Origin of the sequence: Cryobacterium sp. LW097 (assembly GCF_002205495.2) — a bacterium.
GTDB lineage: Bacteria > Actinomycetota > Actinomycetes > Actinomycetales > Microbacteriaceae > Cryobacterium > Cryobacterium zongtaii.
In genome coordinates, this window is record NZ_CP021992.1 from 2437116 (window position 1) to 2463590 (window position 26475).

The window sequence follows — 26475 nt, forward strand, 5'->3', positions numbered from 1 at the left end:
CGTCATGACGACCGGTGGCACGCCCGCGACGCGGGACCTACTGCTGCTGCGTGGCGGCGGCGCGGAAGTCGGCCAGGAGCGCCAGCACCTGGGTGACCTCCTTCGGGCCCCGCACCCGATAGCCGGCCTGGGTAGCGCCCGGGCCGATCTTGAGGCCCAGGTCGCCCTCGCCCAGCACCGTGAAGGCGTCTTCGTCGGTGACATCGTCACCGGCATAGAGCACCCTGTCGGCACCGGTGTGCGCGCGCAGGCGTTCGAGGGCGTCGCCCTTGGTGCTGGAGCGCACCGAGAACTCGAGCACGTTCTTGCCCTCGCGCACGGTGAGGGCCGGCAGCAGCTCGGCCAGCTGGTCGCGGGCCTCGCGCTGCACGGCCTGGCCGTCCTGCGCGGTGGCCAGGCGGGTGTGCAGCGCCAGGCCGGCCGGCTTCTGCTCGATCCAGGTGCCGAACACCGGGCCGGAGATGCGCTCAAGCACCCGGGTGAGGGTGTCCAGCTTCTCGACCTCTTCGGGTACCAGACCCAGCTCGATGCCGTTTGCGTCCAGCTGCACCTCGATACCGTGCGATCCGGTGAGCAAAACCTCGCTCTGCGGTTCGGCCACATGCTTGAGGCTCACCAGGGCGCGGCCGGAGACGAACGCGACACGCACGCCGGGCAGGTCGAGCAGCCGCTGCACCACGTCGTGGGTGCCGTCGACCGCGCGGGCGTCCTCGGGTTCGTCCACGTGCGGCGCCAGGGTACCGTCGAAGTCGAGGGCCACCAGGATGGTCTCGGCCGAGCTGATGTCCTTCAGCGCCGACACGAGGTTCTCCGGCACGCCGCTGGGCACGGCGGCCCCGCCGGTGAGGGTCTGCAGGAACGAGGCGGACCAGGTGGCCACGTCGTTGTCGAAGACCTTGCGGCGGAGGGCCCGCATGCGCCTCGTGCGTTCGCGCTTGGGCATGGTGACGGCCTTCATGATCGACGCCTTCATGCCGTCGATGTCGTGCGGGTTGATCAGCACGGCCTGCTTGAGCTCGTCGGCAGCACCGGCGAATTCGCTGAGCACGAGCACGCCGTCGCCGTCGTAGCGCACCGCGACGTATTCCTTGGCGACGAGGTTCATGCCGTCGCGGAGGGCCGTGACGAGCATCACGTCGGCGGCCAGGTAAAGCGCCACCATCTCTTCCCGCGGGTAGCCATGGTGGTGGTAGCTGATGGCGGTGTGGCTGATGGTGGAGTAGTCGCCGTTGACGCGGCCGACGGCGAGTTCGATCTCGTCGCGCAACTGCATGTAGGTGGCCACGCGCTCGCGGGACGGGCTGGCCACCTGCACGAGCGTGACGTCCTCGACGCTCAGCGTGCCGTCGGCGAGCAGCTCACCGAAGGCCTTGATACGGTGACCGATGCCCTTGGTGTAGTCCAGGCGGTCGACGCCGAGCATGATCGTCTTGGGATTGCCGAGGTCCTCGCGGATCTGGCGGGCGCGTTCCTGAATCTCCGGTCGCTTGGCCATTTCCTCGTAGGCTTCGGCGTCGATCGAGATCGGGAAGTGCTTGGCGATGACCCGGCGGTGCTGGCCGTTCTGGCTGGGCACGTCCACGGCGACACCGCGGGTGGCGTAGCCGAACAGGCGGCGCACGGCGCGGGAGAAGTTGCCGGCATCCGCCAGCCGCTGGAAGCCGATCAGGTCGGCGCCGAGCAGGCCGTCAAGGATCTGCTTGCGCCAGGGCAGCTGGGCGAAGATGCCGTACGGCGGGAACGGGATGTGGTTGAAGAAGCCGATCACCAGGTCGGGGCGGGCGTCGCGGAGCATCCGCGGCACCAGCTGCAGCTGGTAGTCGTGCACCCAGACCGTGGCGCCGGGCGCTGCGGATGCCGCGGCCGCGGTGGCGAACCGGCGGTTGACCTGCACGTAGGCGTCCCACCATTCGCGGTGGTAGCTGGGTGAGGCGATCACGTCGTGGTAGAGCGGCCAGAGGGTGTCGTTGGAGAAGCCCTCGTAGTAGAGCTCGAGATCTTCGGTGCTCAGGCGTACGGGCACGATCGAGATGCCGTCGTTTTCGAAGGGCTCGAATTCGCGGTCGGCCACGCCGGGCCAGCCCACCCAGGCGCCGTCGGAGGCGCGCATCATCGGTTCGAGGGCGGTGACCAGGCCGCCGGGCGAGGTGCGCCAGCTTTCGGTGCCGTCCTCGGCTACTTCGTAGTCGACCGGAAGCCGGTTGGAGACCACGACCAGGTCGAAGTGACCGGGCGCGACCGAATCGGGGCCGGGCTCCGCGCCGGCCTCTCCGGTGGTGTCGGGTGCGGTGACTGATGCGGTGGTGTCTGCTGCGATTTCGATGACTCATCCATTCCGGTGCCCGCCTGTGCGGCGCACCTGGCTGCATCTCGAGGTTACCAGCGAAGGCTATGCTGACGCCGTGATTCGCATCGGCATGAGCTCCACCTGCGTGTACCCGCTGGGGTTGGAAGACTCTTTCAGGTTGGCGAAGCAGTCCGGGTTCGACGGCGTTGAGATCATGGTCACCCGTGACGAAGCCACCCAGGATGCGGCGGCGCTGACCGCGCTATCCGAGCGGTACAGCCTGCCGATCTTCTCGATCCACGCACCGGTTCTGTTGCTCACCCACTTCGTCTGGGGCCGGGACCCCCGGGTGAAGTTGGAGCGGTCCGCCGAGCTCGCCGGGCTGGTCGGCGCATCGACGGTGGTTGTGCATCCGCCGTTTCGCTGGCAGGCCGGTTATGCGGAGGACTTTCTCGACATCGTGCGGGAGCTCGGCGCCGGCACCGGCCTTCAGATCGCCGTCGAGAACATGTTCCCGTGGAAGATCGGCGGGCGAGGGGTCAAGGCGTACTCCCCCGGTTGGGACCCCACGGTGATGGACTGCGCCGCGGTGACCCTCGATTTCTCGCACTGTGCGCTCAGCGGCCAGGACAGCCTCGCGATGGCCACGGCCCTGGGCGAGCGTCTGCGCCACGTGCACCTCTGCGACGGCACGGGCTCCTTCGACGAGGGCCGGGTCTTCGACGAACACCTGGTGCCCGGCCGCGGCACCGAGCCGGTGGCCGAGGTGTTGCGGAACCTCGCCGCGGTGAACTGGGACGGCACCATCGTGGCCGAGGTGAACACCCGGACCGCCCGCACCGAGCCGGAGCGCCTGGCCCTGCTGACCGAAACCCTCACCTTCGCCCGCGACCACACCCGAGAGCTGTGACTCAAGCACCTAAAACCCGAGTTTTTTGGGGCTTTTCTCTCAGTTCGCGGGTTGTCGGCTAGCGTGTAGCCATGCGAAAGTTCTTGTTCAACACCGCAATGATCAGCGTCGTCGTCGGCGGCTGGCACATCCTGCAGGCCACCAAGAACGGTCCGAGGGACTGGCGCCTGGTGCTCACCTGGATCGGCTGGGGACTCAGTGTCGCGGTCGCCGTCGGCAACGTGGTGAAGGACGCCGACGAGAAATCCGTGCCGGGCGCCACTGCCGTGAAGGTTAAGTAGCGGGCATCCCCCCGCCAGTCCCCGTTTTGCGGCGTGTCCCCCGTGATTTCGGGGTGGAGAAGGCGAAACTGGTCTTCTCGCGTTGTTAGTAGGAAGGGGCTCACGATGTTCGGTCGTCGACGTCGCACCGCACCCGTCATCCAGGCCCCGGTTGCTCCCGCTCCGGCAGAACTCAGCCGCGCCGAGGTCTTTGAACATCTCCACGCCGCGCTGGCCGATCTCGTCGGCGCCGAGGGAGCCTGGACCCTGGTCCCCCGCCGCTCCGATGACACCGATGTGATCTTCCACGGGCTCAAGGCCCACCAGATCGCCGAGACCCTCACCGAGCTCCTGGCTGCCGAGACCATGCGCCTGCGCACCGATACCCCGGCAGCGCCCCGCAACATCGCCGAACCCCGCACCGACACCCCGATGGACGGAATCACGGCCGTCAACACCGGCGCCCTCCTGGTGTCCTCTGGTGCGGAACCGACCGCACTGCCCTGGAACCCGGCTCCGATCTCGGTGTGGGCCGAACCGACGTCCGGCGCCCGCGCCGGATCGGCCACGATCAGTCGCCTCGTCGCCTAAGCACCACCCGCGCTGCAGATCAGGTCGAGCTGCTACTCCCGCGGTTGCGGGTAGCCGCGCCGTAGATGAGCAGCACGATGATCGACCCGAGAATGGCGATCACCCAGGTGCGCAGGTCGAAGAACGACCCCATGTCGACCCCGAAGATCAGGCCGGCCAGCCAGCCGCCCAGCAACGCGCCGACCACACCGAGCAGCAGGGTCACGAACCAGCCGCCACCCTGCGTTCCGGGGAGGATCAGCTTGGCCAGGGCGCCGGCCAAGAGGCCGAGCAGGAGAAATCCGAAGAAACCCATGAGAACTGCCTTCCGTGTCCCGGCATCGGTGAACTCTCCGTCCGGCTGCGACGATCATAAAACCGCACAGGTCCGACGGATAGGCGTGCCGATGGCAGCGGGAAACCGGACCGGACACCCCGGCCGGGACCGGTGACCAGCGTTCCGCCGGATTTTTTGTAGGTATTCCACTGCGGCGCCCTGCCGAGGAAATCTAGATTGAAAACCATGACAGCCCCCACCGTTCCCGCCCGTAGAGTCACGGCCCGCCTCAGCGTGCGCGACCTGGCGCAGATCGCCATTTTCGCCGCCCTCATCGCCGCCCTCGGGTTCCCCGGCGCGCTTTCCCTGGGCGCCAGCACCGTGCCGATCACGTTCCAGACCCTCGGCGTGATGCTGGCCGGCGCAATCCTCGGAGCGCGCAAGGGTTTCTTGGCCGTGCTGCTGTTGCTGGTCCTCGCCGCGGCCGGGCTGCCCCTGCTCTCCGGTGGGCGCGGCGGCCTGGTCTGGTTCACCACCTCCCCCTCCGCCGGCTACCCCTACGGATGGCTGCTGGGCGTCGTCGTGATCGGCGCCCTCACCGCGTGGCTGCTGCCGCGCTACCCGTTCTGGCCGGCACTGGGCGCCACCGTTCTCGGCGGCATCGTGGTCGTCTACCTGATCGGGGTGCCCGTCACCGCCATCAACCTGGGCCTGCCGCTGTGGGCCGCCGCCGTCGACAGTACGAAGTTCCTGCCCGGCGACCTGGTGAAGGTGGTCGTGACGGTCCTCGTCGCCAAGCAGGTGCACCGGGCGTACCCGGGCCTGATCACCCCGCGCCGCACGGTTCCGGTCTCCGCGCCCGTCGACGCCCGGGCGTGAGCGTGAGCGCCGCCGGCATCCGTTTCGAGGACGTCTCGCACGGCTTCGACGACCAGCCCGTGCTGCGCGGCATCGACCTGCACCTCACCGAACGCCGGATCGGCATCGTCGGCGCCAACGGCAGCGGCAAGTCGACGCTGGCGCGCATGATCAACGGTCTGGTCACCCCCACTAGCGGCACCGTCACGGTGAACGGCCTGGACGTGCGCCGGCAAGCCAAGCTCGTGCGGCGCGAGGTGGGCTTCATCTTCACCAATCCCGACAACCAGATCGTGATGCCGACCGTGCAGGAGGATGTGGCCTTCACCCTGCGGCGCCGGGGCCTGGCCGCCGACGAAATCACGGCGCGCACGGCAGAGGCGCTCGATAGGTTCGGTCTCACCGCTCTCGCCGAGCGCCCCGCGCACCGTCTGTCCGGCGGTCAGAAGCAGCTGCTGGCCCTCGCGGCGGTGCTGGTGGCCGGGCCCAGCATCGTAGTGGCCGACGAACCGACCACCCTGCTGGATGCCCGCAACACCCGTCTGATCACCGGGCTGCTGGTGTCGCTGACCCAGCAGGTGATCGTGGTGACCCACGACCTGGAGGTGCTGGACGGGTTCGACAGGGTGATCGTGGTCGACGAGGGCCGGGTCGTCGCCGACGACGTGCCCGCCACCGCTCTCACCGCGTACCTGAGCCTGCTGTCATGACCGGGCCGGCATGATCGGGCTGTACCGGCCGGGGACCTCGCTGCTGCACCGCGCGCCGGCGGTGTTCAAGCTGGCCGTGCTCGCCGTCGCCATGGTGCTGGTCGGCCTGGCGGCCGATCCGCTGGTGCTCGCGGGGGAATTCATGGCCGTGGTCGCCCTGTACGCGCTGGCCGGCATCCCACCCACGGCGGCCTGGCCGCAGATCGGTCCGATCCTGTGGATCCTGGTCTTCGCCGTGCCGGTGCAGGTGCTGGTCGCGAATGGTTCGGCGGAGGGCTGGACCACGGCCGGTCTGATGGCCGGCCGGCTGCTGGTGGCCGTGGCCCTCGCCGCCCTTTTCACCCTCACCACCACGGTCACCGCGGTGCTCGAGGCGTTCCAGCTGCTGTTGCGGCCGTTCCGGCGCTGGGTGGATGCCGACAGGGTGGGGCTGCTCGTAGCCCTGACCATCCGGTGCATCCCATTGGTGGCGGAGATCGTGCGGGAGGTGCTCGACGCCCGGAGGGCGCGCGGCGCACAGGGGTCGATCATCGCCCTGGCCGTCCCCGTCGTCGTACGCTCGTTGTACGCCGCCGATGCGATCGGAGAGGCCCTCGCCGCACGCGGATTGGACGACTGATCGAATTGACCACTGACAGCAGCCCTCGAACCGTTCTGCGCACCCGCATCAGATTCGCCGGTTGGACCGCGCTCACCGCGCTGGCCCTCGGGATCGTGGCCGTCCTGTTCTGGACGCAGCTCGTGATGCCCGCCGACCGCACGGCCGCCCAGGCCGTGTTCGACGACCCCGCCGTCACGGTGACCGACACCGACGTCTCCGTCGTGATCGCCCCGGCCGAGGAACGCTCGGTCGCCGGCCTGGTCTTCATTCCCGGCGCCAAGGTCGACCCGTACGCGTACCTCGCCACCCTGGCTCCCACCGTGGCAGAGACGGGGATGACCGTGGTCATCACCAAACCGGTTCTGAACCTCGCCTTCTTCGACCAGCGTCCGCTGGACACCTTCACGGCCACCGCGCCCGATGTGGCGGCGTGGTTCGTAGGCGGCCACTCGCTCGGCGGCGTGCGGGCCTGCATGTACGCCGAGGACAACGAGGTCGCCGGCCTGGTGCTGTTCGGCAGCTACTGCGCCTCGGCCGTCGACGACGAGCTGCCGGTGCTGAGCCTCAGCGGGAGCGAGGACGGCTTGAGCACCCCGGCCAAGATCGAGGACACCGCCGACCTGCTGCCCGCCGACACGACCTTTGTGCGGATCGAGGGCGCCAACCACGCCTCCTTCGGAGCGTACGGGGCTCAGCCCGGCGACGGCGAGGCCACGCTGACCCGGGCGGCATCGGAGCGGGCCATCACCGAAGCGCTGTCGAGCTTCATCACGCTGCGAGCTCCGCAGTCGCAGTGACCCGGCAATCGCACTGACCCGCGGGACCTGCTGCTCTTGTCGGTCGCCGGGGCCGGGGCCACTATGACTCGTGTCGGCGAACGTCGCCACGACCCGGGAGGACTCATGCACGCACTCGTCGTCTATGACACGAACTATGGCAGCACCCGCACCATCGCCGAGGTGATCGCCACCGAATTGGGCCAGGGAACCACCACCCTCAGCGTGTCCGACATCACCGAGGCAAGCCTCGACGGCGTCGACGTCCTGGTGGTGGGATGCCCGATCAACGGCTGGAAGCCCACCGATCGGATGCGCCGGTTCCTGCGAACCCTCGCACCGGGCTCCCTCGCCGGTGTGCGGGCCGCCGCGTTCGACACCCGCATCAAGCTATTCATCCACGGGGATGCGGCGGCCAAGATCTCGCACGCCCTGCACGCCGCCGGCGCCACTATCGTGGCCAAGCCACACGGCTTCGTTGTCGACGGCACCGAGGGGCCGCTGGCCGCCGGAGAGACCGGCAAGGCCGGTGCCTGGGCGGCGTACATCGGCGCCGAACTGCGCGCCAGCGCCTGAGACGACCGCGCCAGAGCCGACCGCACCAGAGCCGACCGCGCCAGAGACGACACAGAAACGGCCCGTGCCGAGGCACGGGCCGTTCATGGACGGGCAGTCAACTACGCGGTGAGCGAGTCCACATACTCCTGGTTGTCTTCGATCCACTTCGCGACGATGGGGCCGTAGTCCTGGCCGTCGTAGTCAACGAACATGGCGGCTTCGAGCGACTGGAGCTTGTCGAGGTCCATGGTGTAATCGGCGATCCACTTGGTGGCCTGCGGGAAGTCGGTGGAGAAGTCCTTCTTGCCGTAGGCGTGGATGGTCTCCGAGGCGCCGAGGGTGCCTTCGGGGTCTTCGAGGTTCTTCAGGTCGAAGGTGTCGTAGGCCCAGTGCGGCGCCCACAGGGTGACGGCGATGTTCTCGCCGGACTTCTCCGCAGCGGTCAACTCGGTGAGCATCGCTGCGGTCGAGGAGGTCTGGTAGTCCATGTCCTCGAGGCCGTAGGTGGGGATGGTGTTGTCGGTCACGGCCTCGGTGAGACCGGCGCCGGGCTCGATGCCCACGAGACGGTTGTCGAACAGGTCGGCGTTATCGGCCAGCTCGGCGAGGGTGTCGATCGGCGCATCGGCGTTCACGGCGATGGTGTTCTTGGCTTCGTCGTTCCAGGCCCCGAGTTCGGTGATGTCGTCGCCGTACTCCTCGAGGTAGGACTTGTGGGTGTTCGGCAGCCAGACGTCGAGGTTGAGGTCGTAGTCACCGGTGGAGAGCCCGGCGTAGACCGGTGCAACGTCGGCGTACTCGAGTTCGACGTTGTAGCCCTTCTCATCGAGGATGGCCTTCCACAGCTCTGATGCCGCGATCCCCTCGTCCCAGCCGTTGAACACGGCGATGGTGAGGTCCTTGTTGTCCGAGTTGCCGTCGCCGACGGTCTCGGCTTCGGCCGCGGTGCAGCCGGCCAGGGCGAGCATGCCGATGGCACCGGTGGCGAGGATCTTGAGTGAACGGTTCTTCATGTGTCTGCCTTTCGTGTCACCTGCTGGTGGTGACCGGGGTTGAAGCTGCGGGGGTTGAAGCTGCGGGTGGAGCTAGACGCGGGACGGCTCGCGCTCGGCGGCCTGCGTCGGTGTCACGGCCGGGGCTACGGTCGGTTCCACGGCGACGGCCGCGGCCGGAGCGTGGACCGGGTGGGCGCGGCGCTTGCGAGCGGCGAGCACCCTGCTGATCGGGGTGTTCCCGTTGCCGAGAGCCGCGGTGAGCCGGTCCAGGAAGATCGCGAGGATCACCACGGAGAGGCCGGCCTCGAAGCCGAGCGACACGTCGATGCGGTTCAGGCTGGCCACGACCTGCTGGCCGAGACCGCCGGCGCCGACCATGCCGGCGATGACGACCATCGAGAGCGACAGCATGATCACCTGGTTGATACCGGCCATGATGGTGGGCATCGCCAGGGGCAGCTGAATCTGACGCAGGATGCGCCACGGTGACGCACCGAAGGCCTGGCCGGCTTCGACCACCTCGCTGTCGACGCTGCGGATGCCGAGTTCGGTGAGCCGAACGCCGGGAGCCATGGCGAAGATGATCGTCGCCACGATGCCGGGAACAACACCGACGCGGAACAGGATCAGCGCGGGGATCAGGTACACGAAGGCCGGCATGGTCTGCATGAAGTCGAGGATCGGGCGGATGATGCTGGACGCCACGCCGGACTTGGCCGAGAGGATGCCAAGCGGCACGCTGAACAGGATCGCCAGGACGCTCGCGACGAGCACCAGGGCGAGCGAGTCCATCGCGTTCTCCCACTGGTCGACACCCACGATGACAACGAGGCCGACGACGGTGCCCACGGCGAACTTCCAGCCGCGGATCATCAGTGCCAGCGCCGCGGCCACGAGGATGATCACCCAGAACGGCGGTGTGGCCAGAATGAGGTCGACGAGGTCGTAGGCGCCGCTGAAGATGGCGCGCACGAAGTCGAAGAAGAACCCGAAGGTGTCGGTGATGAAGTCGATGAAGGTATCGGCCCAGGAGCCGAGGGGAATCCGGAAGTCGTTCACGGCTGTACTCCTTCCGACGCGGTTTCGCGCAGGGTTTCGGTGATGATGCTCATCGAGATGGTGGCCGGCGGTTCCATCACCGGCAGCTCACCGGTCGTCGGACTGACATTGCCGAGAGCCGCGAGCAGGGTCACCCGGGGGATCACGCCGAGCAAGCGGTTGCGATCGTCGACCACGGCGATGGGCAGGTCGCTCTCCACGGCCAGTTCGACGAGGTCGACCAAGGCGGTGTCGGCGGCCACCGCGGTGGCGTCCAGGATGATGGCCCGCAGGTCGCCGTCGCCGGCCTTGACCTGCTTGAGCACGTCCCGGTCGCGCACGACCCCCGCGAAGCTGCGGTCACGGCGCAAAACGAAAGTGGCCGAGGTCTGCAGGTCGCGCATGGTGCGGAGAGCCGCACGCGGGCCGGCGGTGACGGTGACCACCGAACGCGCCGGCTCCATGACGCTGCCGGCGGTGAGCACCCGCGCCCTGTCGACATCCTGCACGAACTGGGCGACGTAGTCGTTGGCCGGGTCGGTGAGGATCTCTTCGGGCGTGCCGATCTGCACGATCCGGCCGTCGCGCATCACGGCGATGCGGTCGCCGAGGAACATGGCCTCGTTGAGGTCGTGGGTGATGAAGATGATCGTCTTGCCGAGTTCGGCCTGCAGCTCGATCAGCTGTTCCTGCATTTCGCGGCGGATCAGAGGGTCCAGGGCGGAGAACGCCTCATCCATCAGGAGAACGTCGGTGTCGGCGGCCAGGGCCCGGCCGAGGCCGACGCGCTGCTGCATGCCACCGGAGAGTTCGGAGGGCAGATTGTCGGCCCATCCGTCCAGTCCCACCAGGCGGATGATGGTGCGCGCCTTGGCGAGGCGCTCCTCACGGGGCATGCCCTGCACCTCGAGGCCGTAGGCGACGTTATCGATCACCGTGCGGTGCGGCAGCAGGGCGAAGTGCTGGAAGACCATCGAGATGCTTTGACGGCGCACGTCCCGCAGCTTGGCCGCCGGGATGCCGGTGATCGGGGTGTCTCCGACGGTGACAGTGCCGCTGGTGGCCTCGAGCAGGCCGTTGAGCATGCGGATGAGGGTGGACTTGCCCGAGCCGGAGAGGCCCATCACCACGAAGATCTCACCACGCTGTACCTCGAAGGAAGCGTCGATGACGGCGGCCGTTCCCAGGTGCGCGAGCTCGTCACGGCTCGCGCCGCTCTGGAGTTTCTTGACGATGTCGTGCGGTTTGCGGCCGAAGGCCTTGTAGAGCCTGTCCGCCTTCACGGCGATTCCCGGTGCTACTGCTGCTGCAGTTTCTGTCTGCTCCGCCTCGCTGGCGGGTACTTCTGCCTTGACGGCGATGATTTCGGTCACGGATTCTCCGGAGCACGCCGAATAGACCGCCTGAGCGGTCGACAACACGGGGCTCGCTGTGTCGGACGGGTAGGCCGAGACCGGCCTCGACACCGAGAAACGGCGTGGGCTGGAGCGACCATGGGATCGCGTCCGTCTGGGCCTCACCGTACGCACGCGGCCGTCCCAGTCGAGCTGGGGGCTACGCGTTCGCGTCCTGGTGAAGGGTCGGAAGACCGTCACCGAGCCTACCACGGTGGGGCACGCCAAACCCCTGGACCCCCGACTCGCCGACCCACAACGTGCGCTCTCAAGTGCTGGTCAGCAGGGATAAAGCGCCCCGAATCAGATCAGCACGCCAGGGGCACCGGCCCCGGCGCGGCGGTCTGGGCGTACGTTCTCCCTAGAGGTCAGGATGGTCACGACGACGTGGCCCAGTGGTGCGGCCGGGAAGGATGGGTGCGAACTATGCACGGGTGGAGCATTACACGCCGGCTGTTCGTCGCTCATTCTGTCTTCATAGTGTCTTTGGCCGTGTTCGTGAGCACTGCCGCCTTCGTCGACGCCCGGGACCGCGGCTACTCCGAAAGGGCCGACCGGCTACTCGCGGTAGCGGCCGCGATCGCCGACAGCCCGTTCGTGGTGACGGCGGCGACATCGCCGGATCCGACGGCGGCGCTGCAGCCGTACACGCTCGAGGTCAACCGGGACGCCGCGCTGGACTTCATCACGATCATGAGCCCGGCGGGGGTCAGTTGGACGCACCCGGACCCCGCCGAAATCGGCCGGCAGTATGTCGGCCGCACGGGCCCCGCCACGGCCGGAATGTCGTTCACCGACGTCACGCCGGGCACCCCCGGCCCGTCGGTGCGCGCCGTGGTGCCAATCCTCGACTCCGACGGCGAAGTGGTGGGCATGGTGGCCGCCGGCGTGAGAACCAGCAACCTGCAGATCGCCCTCGACGCCCGGCTGCCCGCCATCCTGGCGATAACGCTCACCCTGCTTCTGGCGGGTTCGCTGGCCACCTGGGTTCTGCGACGTTACCTGCGCCGGGTCACCCTGGGCTGGGGGCCGGAAGAACTCGCCCGACTGTTCGTCCATAACGACTCCGTGGTCAACTCGGTGCCAGAGGGGCTGATTCTCGTGGACGGTGCCGGCGATCTGGTGCTCTACAACGATCGAGCCGCAGAGCTGCTCGGGCTGCCGCCGCGGCCCGCCTCCCGCGCCGCGGGCGCCTTCTCGCCACGCATCGACGACCTGGACCTGCCGCCCAGCCTCGCCGACCTGTTGCGGAGCGGCAGCACCGTGCCAGACGAGATCCACCTGTGCGGGTCCCGGGTGCTGGTGGTGAGCCAGAACCCGGCAGAGCCCACCCCCAGCCGGCTGGGTACGCGGGCGGCGCCGGTGGGAACCGTGGCGACGCTCAGGGAACGCTGAGCCCGGTCAGTGCAGGCGCCGCGCCCGCACCACGACGTCTTCGGTGTGGTGGGCACCGGCACCGGTGGCCACGTGGCGGGGCCGGGTTTCGTCGACCTCGATCCGCCAGGTGTCGTCCAGCAGGGCCGCGACCTGGGCCGGGCTCACGTACAGGTCGGGATCAAAACCGTGCGCGGCTGCCTCAGCGGCGGTGGGCGTGGGGTGGTGCACGATGAGCAGCACACCCCCGGGCGCGACGGCATCCAGCAGGGCGCGCTCCGCGATATTCTCGTCCGTGCGCAACAGGGCGGGGTACTGCGCGGAGACCAGGTCGAAGCTCGCCGCCGGCAGGGCCGCCTCGACGAGTCCGGCGTGCAGCCAGCGCACCGTGCCGCCGACCAGGTCGGCTCGCACGAGGTCGGCCTGGCGGGCGGCGCGCTCGAGTGCCACTCCTGAGACATCCAGCGCCGTCACGTCCCAGCCCTGTGCCGCCAGCCAGAGGGCATCGGCGCCCTCGCCGCAGCCGACGTCGAGGGCCCGCCCCGGCCGCAGGTGGTGCGTCTCGCTGACCAGCGCGGCGTTGGGCCGGCCGCTCCACAGGGTCTCATTTCCGGCGTAGCGCTGATCCCAGAAGTCTCCTATTGCGTCGGGCTCCTGGGGTTCACGGGCGGTGTCGTTGGTGTGCATGACTGCATCCTCCCTCGTCGGCGGCACGGCGACAAACTGGCTTGCCGAACCGGCAACCGGCCTGCGCCCCGGGGGCTCGTCGAAACGATAGCCTCGTCGCATGACAGCTGAGCCGGGGCGCCGTGGACGTGCCTGCTGAGAGCCGGGCGGCGCCCACGAAGGCCGATGTGCCCGCCGCCCGCCACACCCTGCAGATACTCACCCACCTGGCCGCCCAGCGCGGGCCCGTACCGGCGTCGACCATCGCGCAGACGCTCGGGCTCCCCCGGTCCACCGTCTACAGGCTGCTCGGCGTGCTCACCGAGCTCGGCTTCGTGCTGCACTTTCCCGAGGCCCGTCGGTACGGCATCGGCCTGGCCGCCTTCGAGCTGAGCAGCGGCTTTGCCCGGCAGGAGCCCCTGGCCCGGCTGGGCCGGCCAATCCTGGCCTCGCTCGTCGACACCATCAGCGAGAGCGCGCATTTGGCCGTGCTGCACGGTCGCGATGTGATCTACCTCGTGGAGGAGCGCGCTCCCCGCCGCCCCGCCCTGGTGACGGATGTCGGGGTGCGCCTGCCCAGCCACCTCACGGCCAGCGGCCGGGCGCTGCTCGCGACGCTGCCGGTCGCGCAGGTGCGGGCCCTGTTCCCCGACCCGTCCGCCTTCGTGCAGCGCGACGGCGGCGACACCCCGGCGCCGGGCGGCGTGAGCAGCTATCGCGAGCTGAGCCGGCTCCTGGCCGAGGTGCGCGCGCAGGGCTACGCGGCGGAGGACGGCGACGTCACCCTGGGTCTCGCATCCGTCGCGGTGGCCGTTCGGGACCACAGCGGCTGGCCCGCCGCCGGCATCGCCGTGACCTTCGCCCGGTCCAGCGTGCCGCCGGAACGCTGGCCGGAGCTCGCCGCCGCCGTGGAGCACGCCGCGGCCGAGTTGGGCCGCCGCATCAGCGGTCGAACCGGCTAATTTTTCGAAAAAGTGAACCGGTCTGAACCTTTTGGCCTGCCGTCTCGTTGTACAGAGTGGATGACCACCATCCGCTCGCCAATTACACGCGAAGACTATGAACGAGGGTGACATGCAGAAAAAGACGAAGATCGGGCTGTGGATTGCGGGCGGAGTTGTCGTCATCGGCGGTGCCGCCCTGGCCTTCGGGCCTGCGGTCTATGCCGACTACGCCAACAGCACCGTCGAGGCGGCCCCCACCATCGCCGCGGGCACCCCGGGCCCGACGGATGCCGGCGCGGCCACCGAGGTCAACGCGGACGACCTCTCCGGCACCTGGAGCGTGGCCGCGGACTCTTTCGCGGGCTACCGCGTCGACGAGGTTCTGCAGGGCAACGACGTGACCGTGACCGGTCGCACGGCTGACGTTTCCGGTGAGCTCACCGTCGACAACCTCTCCCTCACCGCCGCCACGATCACGGTGGACGTGGCGAGCATCGCCACCGACGAAGGCGCCAGGGATGCCTACTTCCGGGACTCCGCGATGGAAGCCGACGACTTCCCGACCGCCACCTTCACGCTTACCGCACCGGTCACCCTCGAGGCCCCCGTGGCCGGTGTCGCGCAGACCCTGAGCGCCACCGGCGAACTCACCCTGCACGGCGTCACCCAGCCGGTCACGGTGGAGCTGCAGGCCGCGCTCACCGAGGCCGGCGGCCAGGTTGTCGGCAGCATCCCGATCACCTTCAGTGACTACGGCGTCGACGCCCCCGACCTCGGCTTCGTCTCGGTCGAAGATGCCGGCTCCGTCGAGTTCGAGCTCTTCGTCGCGCAGAATTAGTCCAGCAGAGCCGTGTTCATTGTGGGCATCGGGCAGACCGGGAGGTGACCGTGGCAGAGCCACACGCGGAGCTCCTGCGGGCGCTGCACGACGCCCACGGGCCGGCACTGTTTCGGTACGTGGTGCGTTTGACCGGGGATTACGGGTTCGCGCAGGACGTGGTGCAGGAGACCCTGTTGCGCGCCTGGACGCGGCCGGCGTTGCTGGACCGGGATGACGACGCCGCTCGTGCCTGGCTGTTCACGGTGGCCCGCAACCTCGTCATCGACGACAGGCGCAGCGCTCGGTACGCCCGTGAGATCGCGACCGATGACCTGCCGGAGAGGTCGTCGACCGACGCCACCGAGGCCATCCTGGATCGCTGGCTGCTCACGGATGCCCTCACCGCGCTCACTCCCGAGCACCGCACCGTACTGGTGAGCGCCTACTACCTCGGGCAGTCGATCGCGGAAATCGCCCTCCTCCAACAGGTGCCGGAGGGCACCGTGAAGTCCCGCCTGCACTACGCCCTGCGAGCAATGCGGCTCGCCCTACAGGAAAGAGGGGTCACCGAATGACCTCCGACCGCTTCCGCGAGTGGGACGCCGCCTACCTGCTCGGCGCGCTCAGCCCCGAAGACCGGCACGCCTTCGAACGCCACCTGCCGACCTGCCCCGCCTGCGCCGTCGCCGTCGCCGAACTCGCCGGGCTGCCCGGCATCCTGGCGGCCCTGCCCGCGGCGGAGGCCGTGGCGCTCACCGAAACCACGCCCACCGAGATCGCCGCCTCTGCACCTCTGAGTGACGCGCATCTGCGCGCCGCGCCGCACCAGCCCGGAGCTGTGCAGCGGCTCGCCGGGGCGGCCGTCGCCCGCACGCGGCGCAACCGGCTGCGTCTGGCCGTGGCCGGCACGGCCGTCGCTGCCGGCCTCGCCCTGGGCGGCGGGTTCCTCGGCGCCACCCTGGGCACTCCGGCGACTCTCGAGGCCGCACCGCCCTCATCCGCACCGTCCGCCACCGCGCCGCCCACACCCGCCGACCCGGCCCCGACGATGGTCGTTGCCATGGAGCCCGTGGAGGACGACGCCCTCACCGCGGCCCTCACCATCACCGACACCGACTGGGGCACCCGGTTCGACTGGTCGTGCGTGTACCTCAATCAGCTCTGGAAGGACAACGGGCCCCAGGACTACGACATGGTGATGACCGATCAGGACGGCACCGCGACGGTGCTCGCGACCTGGACGGCGACGAGCCCGAGCACCGAGAACCTCGCCGCGTCGACCGATGTGACCCTCGACCAGATTCGGAGCGTCGAGATCCGGGCCAGCCTCAGCGGCCTGCCGCTGGCGCACACAGACCTGTAGGACCGTTCGGAGAGTCAGACCGTGAGCGGCCGCAGTGTCCGCTCAGCCTGAACGCGCACCGCCGTCGAAACCGCGTCGAGCAGCGGCGACGCCAGGTTCCAGCGCTGCCAGTAGAGCGGCACGTCCACCGGATGCGCCGCCGCCAGCTCCACCAGACGGCCGTCGGCGATCTCGTCCAGACACTGCTGCTCGGGCAGCACTCCCCAGCCCATGCCCAGCAGCACTGTGCGGGCGAAATCGTGGGAGGTGGGGATGACGTGCCGGGGTGGGTCACCGGGCCCGCCGGCGTGCGCCCGCAGGAAGGAGTCCTGCAGGTCGTCGTTGCGGTCGAAGGTGACCACGGGCGCCTCCGGCAACGCGGCGAGTCCGTGGGCGAGCCAGCGGGCCACGAAGGCCGGCGTGGCGACTGCACGGTAGCGCATCCGGCCCAGCGGCTCGGTGACACAGCCCTGGATCGATTCGCGGTCGGAGGTGACCGCGGCCATCACGGCGCCGGAGCGCAGCAGCGAGATCGTGTGCTCCTGGTCTTCGCGGTGCAGGTCGAAGGTGATGTCGAGTTCGTCGGCCACCCCGGCGAGCGCGCCGAGGAACCAGGTGGCCAGGCTGTCCGCGTTCACGGCGAGGGAGATCTGCACGGACCGTTCGGCGGACCCGTTCTCGCGCAGCGCTCGCTCGGTGTCGGCCTCCAGGAGTTCGACCTGGCGCGCGTAGCGCAGCACCACCGCACCGGCGGCTGTGAGACAGACCGGGGTGGTGCGCTGCACGAGGACCCGGCCGCAGGACTGCTCCATGGCCTTGACCCGCTGCGAGACCGCCGACGCCGTGACGTGCAGCCGGCGGGCGGCCTTCTCGAAGGTGCCGTCCTGTACCAGGGCGCGCAGGGTCTCCAGCTGGTCGAGGGTGAAGCGTTGCATAAGTCCAGCTTACGCATCCTAAGAAAACGTAGCTGGACTGAATCACTGCGACTCCCTAGCGTGGGAGGCATGACACCTGCGACAACCCTCCTCCCCGCACTGTTGGGCCTGGTCACGGGTCTGTCCCTCATCATCGCCATCGGCGCCCAGAACGCGTTCGTGTTGCGGCTGGGCATCCAGGGCCGCACCCGGGTGATCGCACCGGTGGTGGCCATTGCCGCTCTGTCCGATGCGGCTCTCATCCTCGCTGGCGTGCTGGGAATGGGTGCCCTGGTGGCGGCGGCACCGGCGGTCATGGTGGTCGTGCGACTGGTCGGGGCCGCTTTCCTGGTCGGTTACGGCCTGTGGGCGGCGCGGCGGGCCATCCGTCCGGGCGCGCTTCTGGTGACCGGATCCTCGGGCAGCACCGGGATGCGGGTCGCCGTGGGCACGGTTCTCGCCCTCACCTGGCTCAACCCGCACGTTTACCTGGACACCGTGGTGTTCCTCGGCGCCGTGGCCAGCCAACAGGACCCCGCCGAGCGCTGGTGGTGGGCCGGCGGCGCCATCACGGCTAGCATCCTGTGGTTCACCGGCCTCGGCTTCGGGGCTCGTCTGCTGCGCCCGATCTTCGCGCGCCCCGGTGCCTGGCGGGTGCTCGACGGCGCTATCGCTGTGCTCATGCTCGCCCTCGGCGCCCGGCTCGCGTTCGACCTCTGACCCCGGTCGGCCGGCTAAGCGGCGGTACGCTTGCCCCGTGCTTTCCAAGGACCTGATCCGCCTCTACCCCGAGCTGTACCACGTGGCAGCGGATGGGTCGTGGCCGTCGATCGAGCGGCACGGACTGCTCAGCACGGCCGCGCTGGTCACCCGATGGGGCGTGCGGCAGGGGGCACCGCAGGCCGCGATCCTCACCAAGCGGCGTGGTGAGTCGCTGGAGTTGGAACATCCGGACTACGGCACCGCCGTCATCCGGCACCAGAAGGCGATTCACGAGTCATCGCTGGCGGCCGCGCTGGAGGACCTCTCCCCCAGCGAGTGGTACACGATGCTCAACGACCGGGTGTTCTTCTTCCTGCAGAAGCCGCGGCTGAACGAGCTGCTCGCCGCGCGCTCCTACCGGGACGACGCCCACACCGTGATCACGGTGGACACCCGCCGCCTGATCACCGCGCACGAGGCCGACATCGAGCTCACCAGCGTGAACACCGGCTTCGCGCAGCGATTCAGCGCCGAGCCGCGCGGGCGGGACAGCTTCCAGTCGATCGAGGAATTCGCGCATCCGACCCGGTCACACGCCTCGACCAAGGTGGTGGATGTTGCCGAACTCGCGGTGTATCGCGGGGTGCGCGACATCGCCAAGCACGTGAAGCGCGTCGAGCGGATGCGCGAGGGCACGGTGCTCGAGCGCTTCGTCTAGCCGCGCGGCGTCCCGCCGCACTGTTCCCGTTCCGGACACGTTCGGCCGGCGCACCGGGACCATTTGTCCGCCGGCAACAGTTGCAGCCGCGGAGGCGGCTCAGACGCCCTCCCGGGCCTCCAGCCAGCCGGTGTGCACGGCCTCGAGGAAGGCCTCGTAGTCCTTCTCGTTCTGGTCGGCATACCGGTTGGAGAAGTCGGTGACCGCGCGGTCGAACGTGTCGCTCTTTCCGAGGTACGCCGCGATCGCGACGGGGTCGCCCGACCTGGCGTGGGCCCGGGCGAGGGTCCAGCCGCAGGCGTGCGCGTAGAACGTCATCCCCATCGGCACCATCGCCTCCACGATCGCCGAGCCCTTCATGTCACGTAGCTGACGCCAGTACAGGTACCGGTCGGCCTGCACTCCCTTGGTCCAGCCCAGGAAGATGTCGCTGGCGGCCTGCATCATCCGCTGCCCCTGCACCACCCGCTCCCCCGGCTGCTCGTAGACGCTCTTGGGCAGGTGGTCCTCGAGCACGGATGCCGTGGCCTCCTTCACCTGCAGGAACAACGGGTCCTGCTCGTCGCGGCCCTGCAGCAGGGCGATGAACGCCCGGTTGCCGACGCTGCCGACACCCACCACCTTGTGAGCCACATCCACCACCTCGAAGCGTTCGAGCAGCCGGCGCCTGTCGTCCTGCAGGCTCTCGCGGTACGACCTCAGCTGTTCCAGGACCGCCGCCTGCACATCGTCGGACGACAGGCCGAGGGACTCCGCAAGGTCGCGGACCGGAATGACGATCGGCGGTTGGCTGATGATCCGGTACTGGCCGTCGACGAGCTCGGCAAGCTTGGACAGAGCCTGCATGCTGTCGCGGGAACGTGCCTTCGCGGCGTTCTTCAGCGCGGTCTTCTCCAGCCCCTTGGCCGCCTTTCGCGCCGCCTTGTCCTTCTGGGTGGCCCTGGCCATGTCCATGGCCTTGAGCATCTCCTGCTCGGTCATCCGGGCATACCAGATGTCCATGGTGCGCATCGCGGCGAACTGAGCCATCCCCTCCCGATAGGAGCGCACGGCTTCCAGCGTCACGCTCCGGATGTCCGCGGCACTGAACCCGTTGTTGCGGGCCGCGATCGTGAAGCTCGCCGTCATGCGCAGCACGTCGTATTCGAAGGGACCGGGCAGGGTCTCATCGAAGTCGTTGAGGTCGAAGAGCAGGTTGCGCTCCGGCGACGCGAACACGCCGAAGTTGGAGAGATGGGCGTCACCGCAGAGCTGGACTATGAGTCCGGCGCGCGGGGTGTCTTTGAGGTCGGTTGCCATGATCTTGGCGGCGCCGCGGTAGAAGGTGAACGGCGAGACCATCATCCGCCCGTGCCGCACCGGCACCAGATCGGGCACCCGGGTGCGATTCTGCTCCTCGATCAGAGCGACGGGGTCGGGGCGGTCGGCGGCCGGCTCCCACCCGTTGTGGCTGGCGCGGGGGGTCTCGGCTCTCGCCGCCTTGCCTCGAGCGGCGCGCGCGACCACGGTCGGGTGCTCGACGATGTGGGGCGCGCTGGTCCGGCGCTCGGTGCTCGACCGCGTGGTGGACGGCTTCTTGGCGGGGGCCTTCTTCGCGGGCGCTTTCTTGACGGGCGCTGTCTTAGCGGTCGCTTTCCTGACGGGCGCATTCTTCGCGGTCGGTTTCTTCGCGAGCGCTGCCTTGACGGGCGCATTCTTGACGGGCGCTTTCTTGACGGGCGTTTTCTTCGCAGGCGCTTTCTTGACGGGCGCTTTCTTCGCGGTCGCTTTATCTGCCATGGTGGCGGCTCCTCTGTGGACGACGCTGGAGCCCTCGCGAGCGGCGAAACCCTCCGGCGGGCGGAAAGACCCTGTGAAGGGTCCACGATTGCCCGGGGGTCGGCGGCTGTCAATGCCCGCCGTGGCAAAAAGTGTTCAGCCGGTGGGTGCCCGGACACCACGCGTTGAGCCTGGACGCCGAGTCCGTCGATGCCCAACTCGAGGCCTCCACTATGACGGCAGGGGCTCGACGGTGGCGCCCTCGCCAGGGATACCGACGTCCCGAAGTACTGGATGCTTCGCGCCGGCCGGCCACTCCCGGTAGCGCCGAAAGGCCAGTGGCAGGCCTCGCGCGATAGACAGGTCCGGGCTGTCCATCACCTGCAGATGCAGGTGCGGCTGGGTCGAGTTGCCGGAATTCCCGCATTCGGCCAGAGGTTGCCCCTGGTTTACGGTGTCTCCCGGACGAACGCGAATGGAACCGGCCCGTAGATGGACGAGAGCCAGAAACCCGGCACCCCCGACGAGTTCGATGACGATGTGATTGCCCGCGATGGCTCCCACTCCGGCCCGGAGCCGCGCCACCTGGCCCAGGGCGTATGGCACGAGCGCCAGCTGAGATCGCCGGGCGGGGTGGTCGACCTCGCCGTCGAACGCCTCGACGACGACGCCGGCGGCCGGTGCCAGGATCGCCCGCCCATAGGCGAAGAACCGCTCCGGTGGTTCTGTGCCGACGTAGGTGCCCCAGTCGCGGCTGGCTGCCGTGCGCCCGCGATCATCCACCCCGGTGAAGTCGATCGCGTAGCGCTCGCCGAGCAGGTCGGTGCCATGGCTCGGCACGCGTCGGGCCGGGCTGTTGCCCGCCAGCCACCGGCCCGCGAACGGCAGGGCGAGCACGACCGGGCCGCGCGCCGGGGGCTGGTTAGCTGGCGATCTGCTCACGGCGCGGCAGGACCCAGCCCGGCCGCACGAAGTGGCAGGTGTAGCCGTTGGGGTAGTTCTGCAGGTAGTCCTGGTGCTCGGGCTCGGCCAACCAGAAGTCGCCGACAGGCTCCACCTCGGTCACGACGGGGCCCGGCCAGATACCGGATGCGTCGACATCCGCGATGGTGTCGCGGGCGACGCGCTCCTGCTCGGCATCCGCGAAGAAGATCGCCGAACGGTAGCTGCGGCCACGGTCGTTGCCCTGGCGGTCCTTCGTCGACGGGTCGTGGATCTGGAAGAAGAACTCCAGCAGTTCCCGGAAGCTGGTGCGCTCGGGGTCGAAGGTGATCTCGATCGCCTCGGCGTGGTCGCCGTGGTTGCGGTAGGTGGCGTTCGGGGTGTCGCCGCCGGTGTAGCCCACCCGGGTGGAGAGAACGCCCTCGCGCTTCCGCACCAGTTCCTCGACGCCCCAGAAACAGCCGCCGGCCAGTGTCGCCTTCTCAGTGGTTGTGCTCATAGTGACTCTCCTCGTGTCGTGGACATTCCCTGGGCACAACGTGTCGGCGTACCGGCCTGTTCCGGCGCTCCCGTCACACACAGCCCGCTCACAGCTTAAGCGGTCGTTTGAGGGTACAGAAAAGCCCGGCCGCACACTCGCGGCCGGGCTTGTCTTTCGTGTGGTGCACCCCCCCGGACTTGAACCGGGAACCCGCTGATTAAGAGTCAGCTGCTCTGCCAATTGAGCTAGAGGTGCGCATTTTTGTGCATATCGTTCAGGCGGGGCATCCCCGCCGACATGAGACATTACCATCAGTTTCGGCGCTCGCGCCAATCGAGAGCTGACATCGGCGTGTCGCGCCCCAGTCACTATTCTGGGGAGCGTGACCGAGACCCTGCCGCCCACCCTCGCCGATGATCTCACGCTGGCCCTCGAGCTGGCCGATGCGGCCGACGCGATCTCGATGGCCCGATTCGAAGCCCTCGACCTTGTTGTCACCACCAAGCCGGACCGCACCCCGGTGACCGATGCCGACCAGGCGGTCGAGCGCGCCATCCGTGCTCTCCTGGCCGAGCGGCGCCCCGGCGACGGAATCCTCGGTGAGGAATTCGGCACGGCGGGGTCGACGACGCGGCAGTGGATCATCGACCCGATCGACGGCACCGCCGGCTTTTTGCGGGGCATCAGCATCTGGGGCACCCTGATCGCCCTCGCGATCGACGGGGTTCCGGTGCTCGGTGTGGTCAGCTCCCCCGCCCTGGGTAAACGGTGGTGGGCCGCGACCGGCGGCGGAGCCTGGGCGACCGATGCCCGCCGTCCCGAGGCCGCGCCCACCCGTCTGCACGTCTCCGGCGTCGAGACCCTCGCGGACGCGTCCCTCAGCTACGGCAGTATCCAGCAGTGGGATGCGGCCGGCCGGCTCGACGGGCTCGTGGCGCTGACCCGGCAGGTCTGGCGCACCCGGGCCTACGGCGACATGTGGTCGTACATGCTGCTCGCCGAGGGACACCTTGACATCGCCGGCGAATTCGACCTGCAGCCGTACGACATGGCGGCCCTGGTGCCTATTGTGCAGGAGGCCGGTGGCGTGTTCACCTCGGCCGATGGCGCGGCCGGCCCGTGGCACGGCAGCGCCCTGGCCACCAACGGCCTGCTGCACCAGCCGGCGCTGGACGCCATCGCCCCACCGGTTCGCTGAGCCGACCCCACTGAGCAGACGGCGCCAAGAGCCCGGACCTACGGCCCCGCGGTGTCGGCTCGGTCGACGGCGCCGGCCGACTGCCAGAGCTCGTACTGCAGCAACAGCGCCAACTCGCGCAACAACACCAGGTCAACGTCCTCCTGGGAGCGGGGGTTCTGGTCGTATACGCAGAGCGCGCCGATGCGTTCGCCCGAGGGTGATTCGATCGGGAAACCGGCGTAAAAGCGCAACCGGGGACCGGAGACGACCAGAGGATTGTCCCGGAATCTCGGGTCAAGCCGCGCGTCGGGAACAACCAGAGCCGCCGACTCGAGCACCGTGACGGTGCAGAACGACTCGCTGCGGGGAATGTCGAACACCGCGAGGCCCACCGTCGCCTTGTGCCATTGCCTGTCACCGTCGATCACCGTGAACGCGGCCGCGCTGGTGCCCAGCGACGAGCGGGCCAGCGCAACAATCCGGTCGAACCGGGCCTCCGGTGCGGTGTCGAGCAGGTTCAACGCCATCAGCGCCCGGTGCCTGGCCTGTTCGATCTCCTCGGGCGTGCGGCCCTGCACTTCGGGTGCCGGCACACCATCGGTGCGTCGCAGGGGCTCCAGCGGGCCGGCCATCGGCTCGGCCAGCACCTCCGCCCAGAGGTCGTAGTCGCTCGCGGACCGGAACCGGCCGGACCTGGCGACCGGCGTGCCGGGCAGCCTCACGAAGGTCAGCCGGTCGACAGCGGCACAGACGTCTTCGCTCACAGCGTTGAGCTCCAGCGCGTGCCTGCCGGCCAGTGCGCCGAAGGGGCCGCTGAAGGCCGGAATCAACGCCACCGGGGCGATCCCGGCGACGAAGACCTCGGTGCCGAGGGAGCTCGAGTGCTGGATCTGCTCAACCAGGCTGGCGAGGTCCCGGCGCCAGGCCCGTGTGGACGTGAGCCGGCCCGCGTCGAACAGGCCGAGGGTGAGCACCACGGCGTCGTATCGCCACAGGTTGGCGAAGTCGATGTGCTCTGGCGCGTTGCGCGGCGTCATGTTCGACCGGGCGATCACGTCGACATCCACGCCGCGACCGGTGCGGGCCGTGAGCGCCCTGGCCAGAGCGCCCGGCAGTGCGAGGGTGTGACTGAGCACACCCCAGCCGATGGCCGGTCCGCCGCCGACGATGAGGATACGGTCACTGTCGATTCCCGGCGAGTGCGCCTGGGGAGCATCGTCCGGCACCGGGATGCCGCGGAACTTGCGCTCTAGAGTAGCCAGCCAGGCGAGCATCACGGGGACCATCGCGCACCGCAGGGCTTCGCGCACGTGACCCTCCAACTCGAAGTTGTTGGTACTGGACGGTCGTAGGCGTACATTGCATACAACTGGGTCTCATCATACGCATCCCCCGGTGTCATAAGATTCTGTAGTGTCCCCTGTTACAGATCCCCTGCGTATCGCCCTGGTTTCCCTGCACACCTCCCCCGGTGCCGAGCCCGGTTCGGGGGACGCCGGCGGCATGAATGTCGTGGTGCGGCACCAGGCCGAGGCCATGGCCGCGCTGGGCCACCAGGTGGAGATCCTGACCCGACGGTCCTCCCCCGAGATGCCCGCCGCCCGGAGCCTGGGCGCCGGCGTCACCCTGCGTTACCTCGACGCCGGACCGCTCCGCTCGGTGCCCAAGGGCGACCACGAGGGGTTCATCGACGAATTCCGTGCGCAGGCCGCCGCGCTGGGTCCGTGGGACGTCATCCACTCGCATCACTGGTTCTCCGGCATGGCGATGCTGCCACTGACCCGCGAGCTGGGCGTGCCGCACGTACAGAGCTTCCACTCCATCGCGGCCGACGAGGCCACCCCGCTGTCGGCGGGCGAGCGGCCCGAATCCGGCGGGCGGATGGCCGGCGAAGCCTGGCTGGCCCGGGAATCGGACCTGATCGTGGCCGTGAGCGCCGCCGAGGCCGACACCGTCGTGCGTCGGCTCGGCGGGTCGATGAACCGCATCGCGATAGTCCCACCCGGCGTGGACGGGTCCCTTTTCCATCCCGTCGCGCCCGCAGCAGCCGGAGCGGACCGGGCCACGCCATCGGACCGCGGCTACGCGGTGGTCGCCGGGCGCCTCCAGCCGCTCAAGGGCCTCGACCTGGCCATCGAGGCCATCGCCGCCGTGCCGGCTCACCTGAGGCCGGAGCTCGTGATCGCGGGTGACGCCTCGGCCGACTACGACGGCTACATCGATGAGCTGAACCGGCTCGCGGCCCGGCACGGCATTGAGAACGGGGTGCGCTTCGTCGGTCCGCGGTCCCGCGTCGACCTGGCGGCCCTGCTCCGCGGCGCCCGGGTGGTGCTGGTTCCCTCACACTCCGAGACCTTCGGCCTGGTGGCCCTGGAGGCCGCGGCCAGCGGTGTTCCCGTCGTCGCCCAGGGCACGGGCGGACTGCGCGAAGCTGTGCTCGACGGCGACACCGGTCTGCTCATCGAGTCGCGCGACCCGCAGGTCTGGGCGGATGCGCTCACCGACGTGCTCGCGGACCCCGCCCTGGCGCGGCGCCTGTCGCTGGCGGCCCGCGCGCGCGCCGAGACCTTCGACTGGTCGCGCTCCGCCGCGTCCCTGCTCGACGTTTACTGCGCCCTGCTGCCGGTATCGGTCTGCGCGTGAGCCTGCTCGACGGCCAGCGGTCGGTGCTGTTCGTGCACGCCCACCCCGACGACGAGACCATCTCCACCGGCGCACTCATCGCCGAGGTCGTCGCCAGGGGCAGCCGGGTGTTCCTGCTCACCTGCTCACGGGGCGAACGCGGCGAGGTCGTCGACGGTCCGCTCACGGCCCTGGCCGGCACCGAGGAGCTGGCGCGCGAACGGGAACTGGAGCTCGAACGGGCCACCGGCATCCTGGGCATCACCGAACGGTTCTGGCTCGGTGAGCCGCCCGCCAGGGTCGACGGCCTCGAGCCCCGCCGCTACCGCGACTCCGGCATGGTCTGGATTCGGCCCGGCCTGGCCGGGCCGGCGGACGACGCCGCCGACGACGCCCTCTCGGTGGCGCCGCTGGCCGAGGTCACGGCCGACATCGCGGCCCTGATTGTGCGGCTGCGGCCGTCCCTGGTGATCAGTTACGACGACGGCGGCGGTTACGGGCATCCCGACCACGTGCGCGCCCACGATGCCGCCCGCGCCGCGACCACGGCCACCGGCACCGCCTTCGCCGAGGTCCTCGAGGCACCCGCGGGTGACGAAGAATGGTTCGATCTGCCCCAGCACCTCGCGGTGGTGACGGATGCGCTGCGCGCGCACGCAAGCCAGCTCACCGTGCACGGCACCGAGATCGTGCACTCCGGCGGTCAGCGCGAGGCGATCGGCACCTCCGCCGGCCTGCGGCTGCACCCACACCCCGCCGTCTGACCATGGCGAGCGTC

Annotated in this window: 29 protein-coding genes and 1 tRNA gene; 18 read left to right on the plus strand and 12 right to left on the minus strand. The window is 69.3% G+C overall.

Annotated features, from left to right (window positions below):
• Positions 1 to 37: 37 nt before the first annotated feature.
• Entirely contained in the window at positions 38 to 2323 is a 2286-nt protein-coding gene (locus B7495_RS11345) for a bifunctional alpha,alpha-trehalose-phosphate synthase (UDP-forming)/trehalose-phosphatase (RefSeq protein WP_370028282.1), read from the minus strand.
• Positions 2324 to 2402: 79 nt separating this feature from the next.
• Here B7495_RS11345 and B7495_RS11350 point away from each other — a divergent pair, with 79 nt between their 5' ends.
• The 3 genes from B7495_RS11350 to B7495_RS11360 all read left to right on the plus strand — a co-directional run bounded on the left by B7495_RS11350 (position 2403) and on the right by B7495_RS11360 (position 4048).
• Entirely contained in the window at positions 2403 to 3197 is a 795-nt protein-coding gene (locus tag B7495_RS11350) for a sugar phosphate isomerase/epimerase (RefSeq protein WP_088458056.1), read from the plus strand.
• Between the two features lie 71 nt (positions 3198 to 3268).
• A complete protein-coding gene (locus B7495_RS11355; RefSeq protein WP_088456665.1) occupies positions 3269 to 3478 on the plus strand; it encodes a hypothetical protein in 210 nt (69 codons plus the stop codon).
• A 105-nt stretch (positions 3479 to 3583) separates the two neighbouring features.
• Complete coding sequence (locus B7495_RS11360; protein WP_088456666.1) at positions 3584 to 4048, plus strand: hypothetical protein; 465 nt, start codon at positions 3584 to 3586, stop codon at positions 4046 to 4048.
• A gap of 19 nt (positions 4049 to 4067) precedes the next feature.
• Here B7495_RS11360 and B7495_RS11365 read toward each other — a convergent pair whose 3' ends face one another.
• The gene (locus tag B7495_RS11365; protein WP_088456667.1) at positions 4068 to 4343 is read right to left on the minus strand and encodes a GlsB/YeaQ/YmgE family stress response membrane protein; all 276 of its coding nucleotides are present in this window, start codon (positions 4341 to 4343) and stop codon (positions 4068 to 4070) included.
• A gap of 207 nt (positions 4344 to 4550) precedes the next feature.
• Between B7495_RS11365 and B7495_RS11370 the strand changes: the two genes are divergently transcribed.
• The 5 genes from B7495_RS11370 to B7495_RS11390 all read left to right on the plus strand — a co-directional run bounded on the left by B7495_RS11370 (position 4551) and on the right by B7495_RS11390 (position 7825).
• Complete coding sequence (locus B7495_RS11370) at positions 4551 to 5183, plus strand: biotin transporter BioY (RefSeq protein ID WP_088456668.1); 633 nt, start codon at positions 4551 to 4553, stop codon at positions 5181 to 5183.
• Entirely contained in the window at positions 5180 to 5872 is a 693-nt protein-coding gene (locus B7495_RS11375) for an energy-coupling factor ABC transporter ATP-binding protein (RefSeq protein WP_240632217.1), read from the plus strand. Before B7495_RS11370 ends, B7495_RS11375 begins: the two co-directional genes overlap by 4 nt.
• A gap of 10 nt (positions 5873 to 5882) precedes the next feature.
• Positions 5883 to 6491 (plus strand): energy-coupling factor transporter transmembrane protein EcfT, encoded by a 609-nt coding sequence (locus tag B7495_RS11380; RefSeq protein ID WP_088456669.1) that lies wholly within the window; start codon positions 5883 to 5885, stop codon positions 6489 to 6491.
• A 5-nt stretch (positions 6492 to 6496) separates the two neighbouring features.
• On the plus strand, positions 6497 to 7270 hold the full coding sequence (locus B7495_RS11385) for an alpha/beta hydrolase (protein ID WP_240632218.1): 774 nt from the start codon (positions 6497 to 6499) through the stop codon (positions 7268 to 7270).
• A 105-nt stretch (positions 7271 to 7375) separates the two neighbouring features.
• A complete protein-coding gene (locus B7495_RS11390) occupies positions 7376 to 7825 on the plus strand; it encodes a flavodoxin domain-containing protein (RefSeq protein ID WP_088456670.1) in 450 nt (149 codons plus the stop codon).
• Between the two features lie 101 nt (positions 7826 to 7926).
• Here the strand turns inward: B7495_RS11390 and B7495_RS11395 are convergent, their stop codons facing one another.
• The 3 genes from B7495_RS11395 to B7495_RS11405 form a co-directional block, all read right to left on the minus strand.
• Positions 7927 to 8820, minus strand: coding sequence for a glycine betaine ABC transporter substrate-binding protein (locus tag B7495_RS11395; protein ID WP_088456671.1), 894 nt, complete (start codon positions 8818 to 8820; stop codon positions 7927 to 7929).
• Positions 8821 to 8892: 72 nt separating this feature from the next.
• Entirely contained in the window at positions 8893 to 9861 is a 969-nt protein-coding gene (locus tag B7495_RS11400; protein WP_088456672.1) for a proline/glycine betaine ABC transporter permease, read from the minus strand.
• Entirely contained in the window at positions 9858 to 11129 is a 1272-nt protein-coding gene (locus B7495_RS11405; protein WP_088458059.1) for a glycine betaine/L-proline ABC transporter ATP-binding protein, read from the minus strand. The genes B7495_RS11400 and B7495_RS11405 overlap by 4 nt, the downstream gene beginning before the upstream one ends.
• A gap of 597 nt (positions 11130 to 11726) precedes the next feature.
• Between B7495_RS11405 and B7495_RS11410 the strand changes: the two genes are divergently transcribed.
• Positions 11727 to 12629, plus strand: coding sequence for a PAS domain-containing protein (locus tag B7495_RS11410; protein WP_168195313.1), 903 nt, complete (start codon positions 11727 to 11729; stop codon positions 12627 to 12629).
• A 6-nt stretch (positions 12630 to 12635) separates the two neighbouring features.
• Here the strand turns inward: B7495_RS11410 and B7495_RS11415 are convergent, their stop codons facing one another.
• A complete protein-coding gene (locus B7495_RS11415; RefSeq protein ID WP_088456674.1) occupies positions 12636 to 13295 on the minus strand; it encodes a bifunctional 2-polyprenyl-6-hydroxyphenol methylase/3-demethylubiquinol 3-O-methyltransferase UbiG in 660 nt (219 codons plus the stop codon).
• 122 nt (positions 13296 to 13417) lie between these two features.
• Between B7495_RS11415 and B7495_RS11420 the strand changes: the two genes are divergently transcribed.
• From B7495_RS11420 to B7495_RS11435, 4 genes are all read left to right on the plus strand, one after another.
• The gene (locus B7495_RS11420; RefSeq protein WP_240632219.1) at positions 13418 to 14236 is read left to right on the plus strand and encodes an IclR family transcriptional regulator; all 819 of its coding nucleotides are present in this window, start codon (positions 13418 to 13420) and stop codon (positions 14234 to 14236) included.
• A 112-nt stretch (positions 14237 to 14348) separates the two neighbouring features.
• Entirely contained in the window at positions 14349 to 15056 is a 708-nt protein-coding gene (locus B7495_RS11425; protein ID WP_088456676.1) for a YceI family protein, read from the plus strand.
• A gap of 50 nt (positions 15057 to 15106) precedes the next feature.
• Complete coding sequence (locus B7495_RS11430) at positions 15107 to 15613, plus strand: sigma-70 family RNA polymerase sigma factor (protein ID WP_088458060.1); 507 nt, start codon at positions 15107 to 15109, stop codon at positions 15611 to 15613.
• Positions 15610 to 16401: an anti-sigma factor gene (locus B7495_RS11435; RefSeq protein ID WP_088456677.1), complete on the plus strand. Its 792-nt coding sequence runs from the start codon at positions 15610 to 15612 to the stop codon at positions 16399 to 16401. The genes B7495_RS11430 and B7495_RS11435 overlap by 4 nt, the downstream gene beginning before the upstream one ends.
• Before the next feature lie 14 nt (positions 16402 to 16415).
• On the opposite strand, the gene B7495_RS11440 is transcribed toward B7495_RS11435, so the two are convergent.
• Positions 16416 to 17315, minus strand: coding sequence for a LysR family transcriptional regulator ArgP (locus B7495_RS11440; RefSeq protein ID WP_088456678.1), 900 nt, complete (start codon positions 17313 to 17315; stop codon positions 16416 to 16418).
• 69 nt (positions 17316 to 17384) lie between these two features.
• On the opposite strand from B7495_RS11440, the gene B7495_RS11445 reads away from it, so the two are divergent.
• Both B7495_RS11445 and B7495_RS11450 read left to right on the plus strand, forming a co-directional pair.
• Positions 17385 to 18014, plus strand: a complete 630-nt coding sequence (locus B7495_RS11445) for a LysE/ArgO family amino acid transporter (RefSeq protein ID WP_088456679.1) — start codon at positions 17385 to 17387, stop codon at positions 18012 to 18014.
• 37 nt (positions 18015 to 18051) lie between these two features.
• Positions 18052 to 18714, plus strand: coding sequence for a hypothetical protein (locus B7495_RS11450; RefSeq protein ID WP_088456680.1), 663 nt, complete (start codon positions 18052 to 18054; stop codon positions 18712 to 18714).
• 99 nt (positions 18715 to 18813) lie between these two features.
• Here B7495_RS11450 and B7495_RS11455 read toward each other — a convergent pair whose 3' ends face one another.
• From B7495_RS11455 to B7495_RS11470, 4 genes are all read right to left on the minus strand, one after another.
• Positions 18814 to 20493, minus strand: a complete 1680-nt coding sequence (locus B7495_RS11455; RefSeq protein ID WP_088456681.1) for a DUF2252 domain-containing protein — start codon at positions 20491 to 20493, stop codon at positions 18814 to 18816.
• A 210-nt stretch (positions 20494 to 20703) separates the two neighbouring features.
• Positions 20704 to 21414, minus strand: coding sequence for a M23 family metallopeptidase (locus B7495_RS11460; protein WP_088456682.1), 711 nt, complete (start codon positions 21412 to 21414; stop codon positions 20704 to 20706).
• A complete protein-coding gene (gene msrA / locus B7495_RS11465; RefSeq protein WP_088456683.1) occupies positions 21395 to 21913 on the minus strand; it encodes a peptide-methionine (S)-S-oxide reductase MsrA in 519 nt (172 codons plus the stop codon). The genes B7495_RS11460 and msrA overlap by 20 nt, the downstream gene beginning before the upstream one ends.
• A 161-nt stretch (positions 21914 to 22074) precedes the next feature.
• A tRNA-Lys gene (locus B7495_RS11470) sits at positions 22075 to 22150 on the minus strand.
• Between the two features lie 127 nt (positions 22151 to 22277).
• Between B7495_RS11470 and B7495_RS11475 the strand changes: the two genes are divergently transcribed.
• Positions 22278 to 23093, plus strand: coding sequence for an inositol monophosphatase family protein (locus tag B7495_RS11475; RefSeq protein WP_240632220.1), 816 nt, complete (start codon positions 22278 to 22280; stop codon positions 23091 to 23093).
• A gap of 38 nt (positions 23094 to 23131) precedes the next feature.
• Here the strand turns inward: B7495_RS11475 and B7495_RS11480 are convergent, their stop codons facing one another.
• Complete coding sequence (locus B7495_RS11480; protein ID WP_134409318.1) at positions 23132 to 24385, minus strand: GAF domain-containing protein; 1254 nt, start codon at positions 24383 to 24385, stop codon at positions 23132 to 23134.
• 103 nt (positions 24386 to 24488) lie between these two features.
• Between B7495_RS11480 and B7495_RS11485 the strand changes: the two genes are divergently transcribed.
• Together B7495_RS11485 and B7495_RS11490 are read left to right on the plus strand one after the other, a co-directional pair.
• Entirely contained in the window at positions 24489 to 25718 is a 1230-nt protein-coding gene (locus B7495_RS11485; RefSeq protein WP_088456685.1) for a glycosyltransferase, read from the plus strand.
• Positions 25715 to 26461: a PIG-L family deacetylase gene (locus B7495_RS11490; protein WP_240632221.1), complete on the plus strand. Its 747-nt coding sequence runs from the start codon at positions 25715 to 25717 to the stop codon at positions 26459 to 26461. Before B7495_RS11485 ends, B7495_RS11490 begins: the two co-directional genes overlap by 4 nt.
• Positions 26462 to 26475 lie beyond the last annotated feature (14 nt).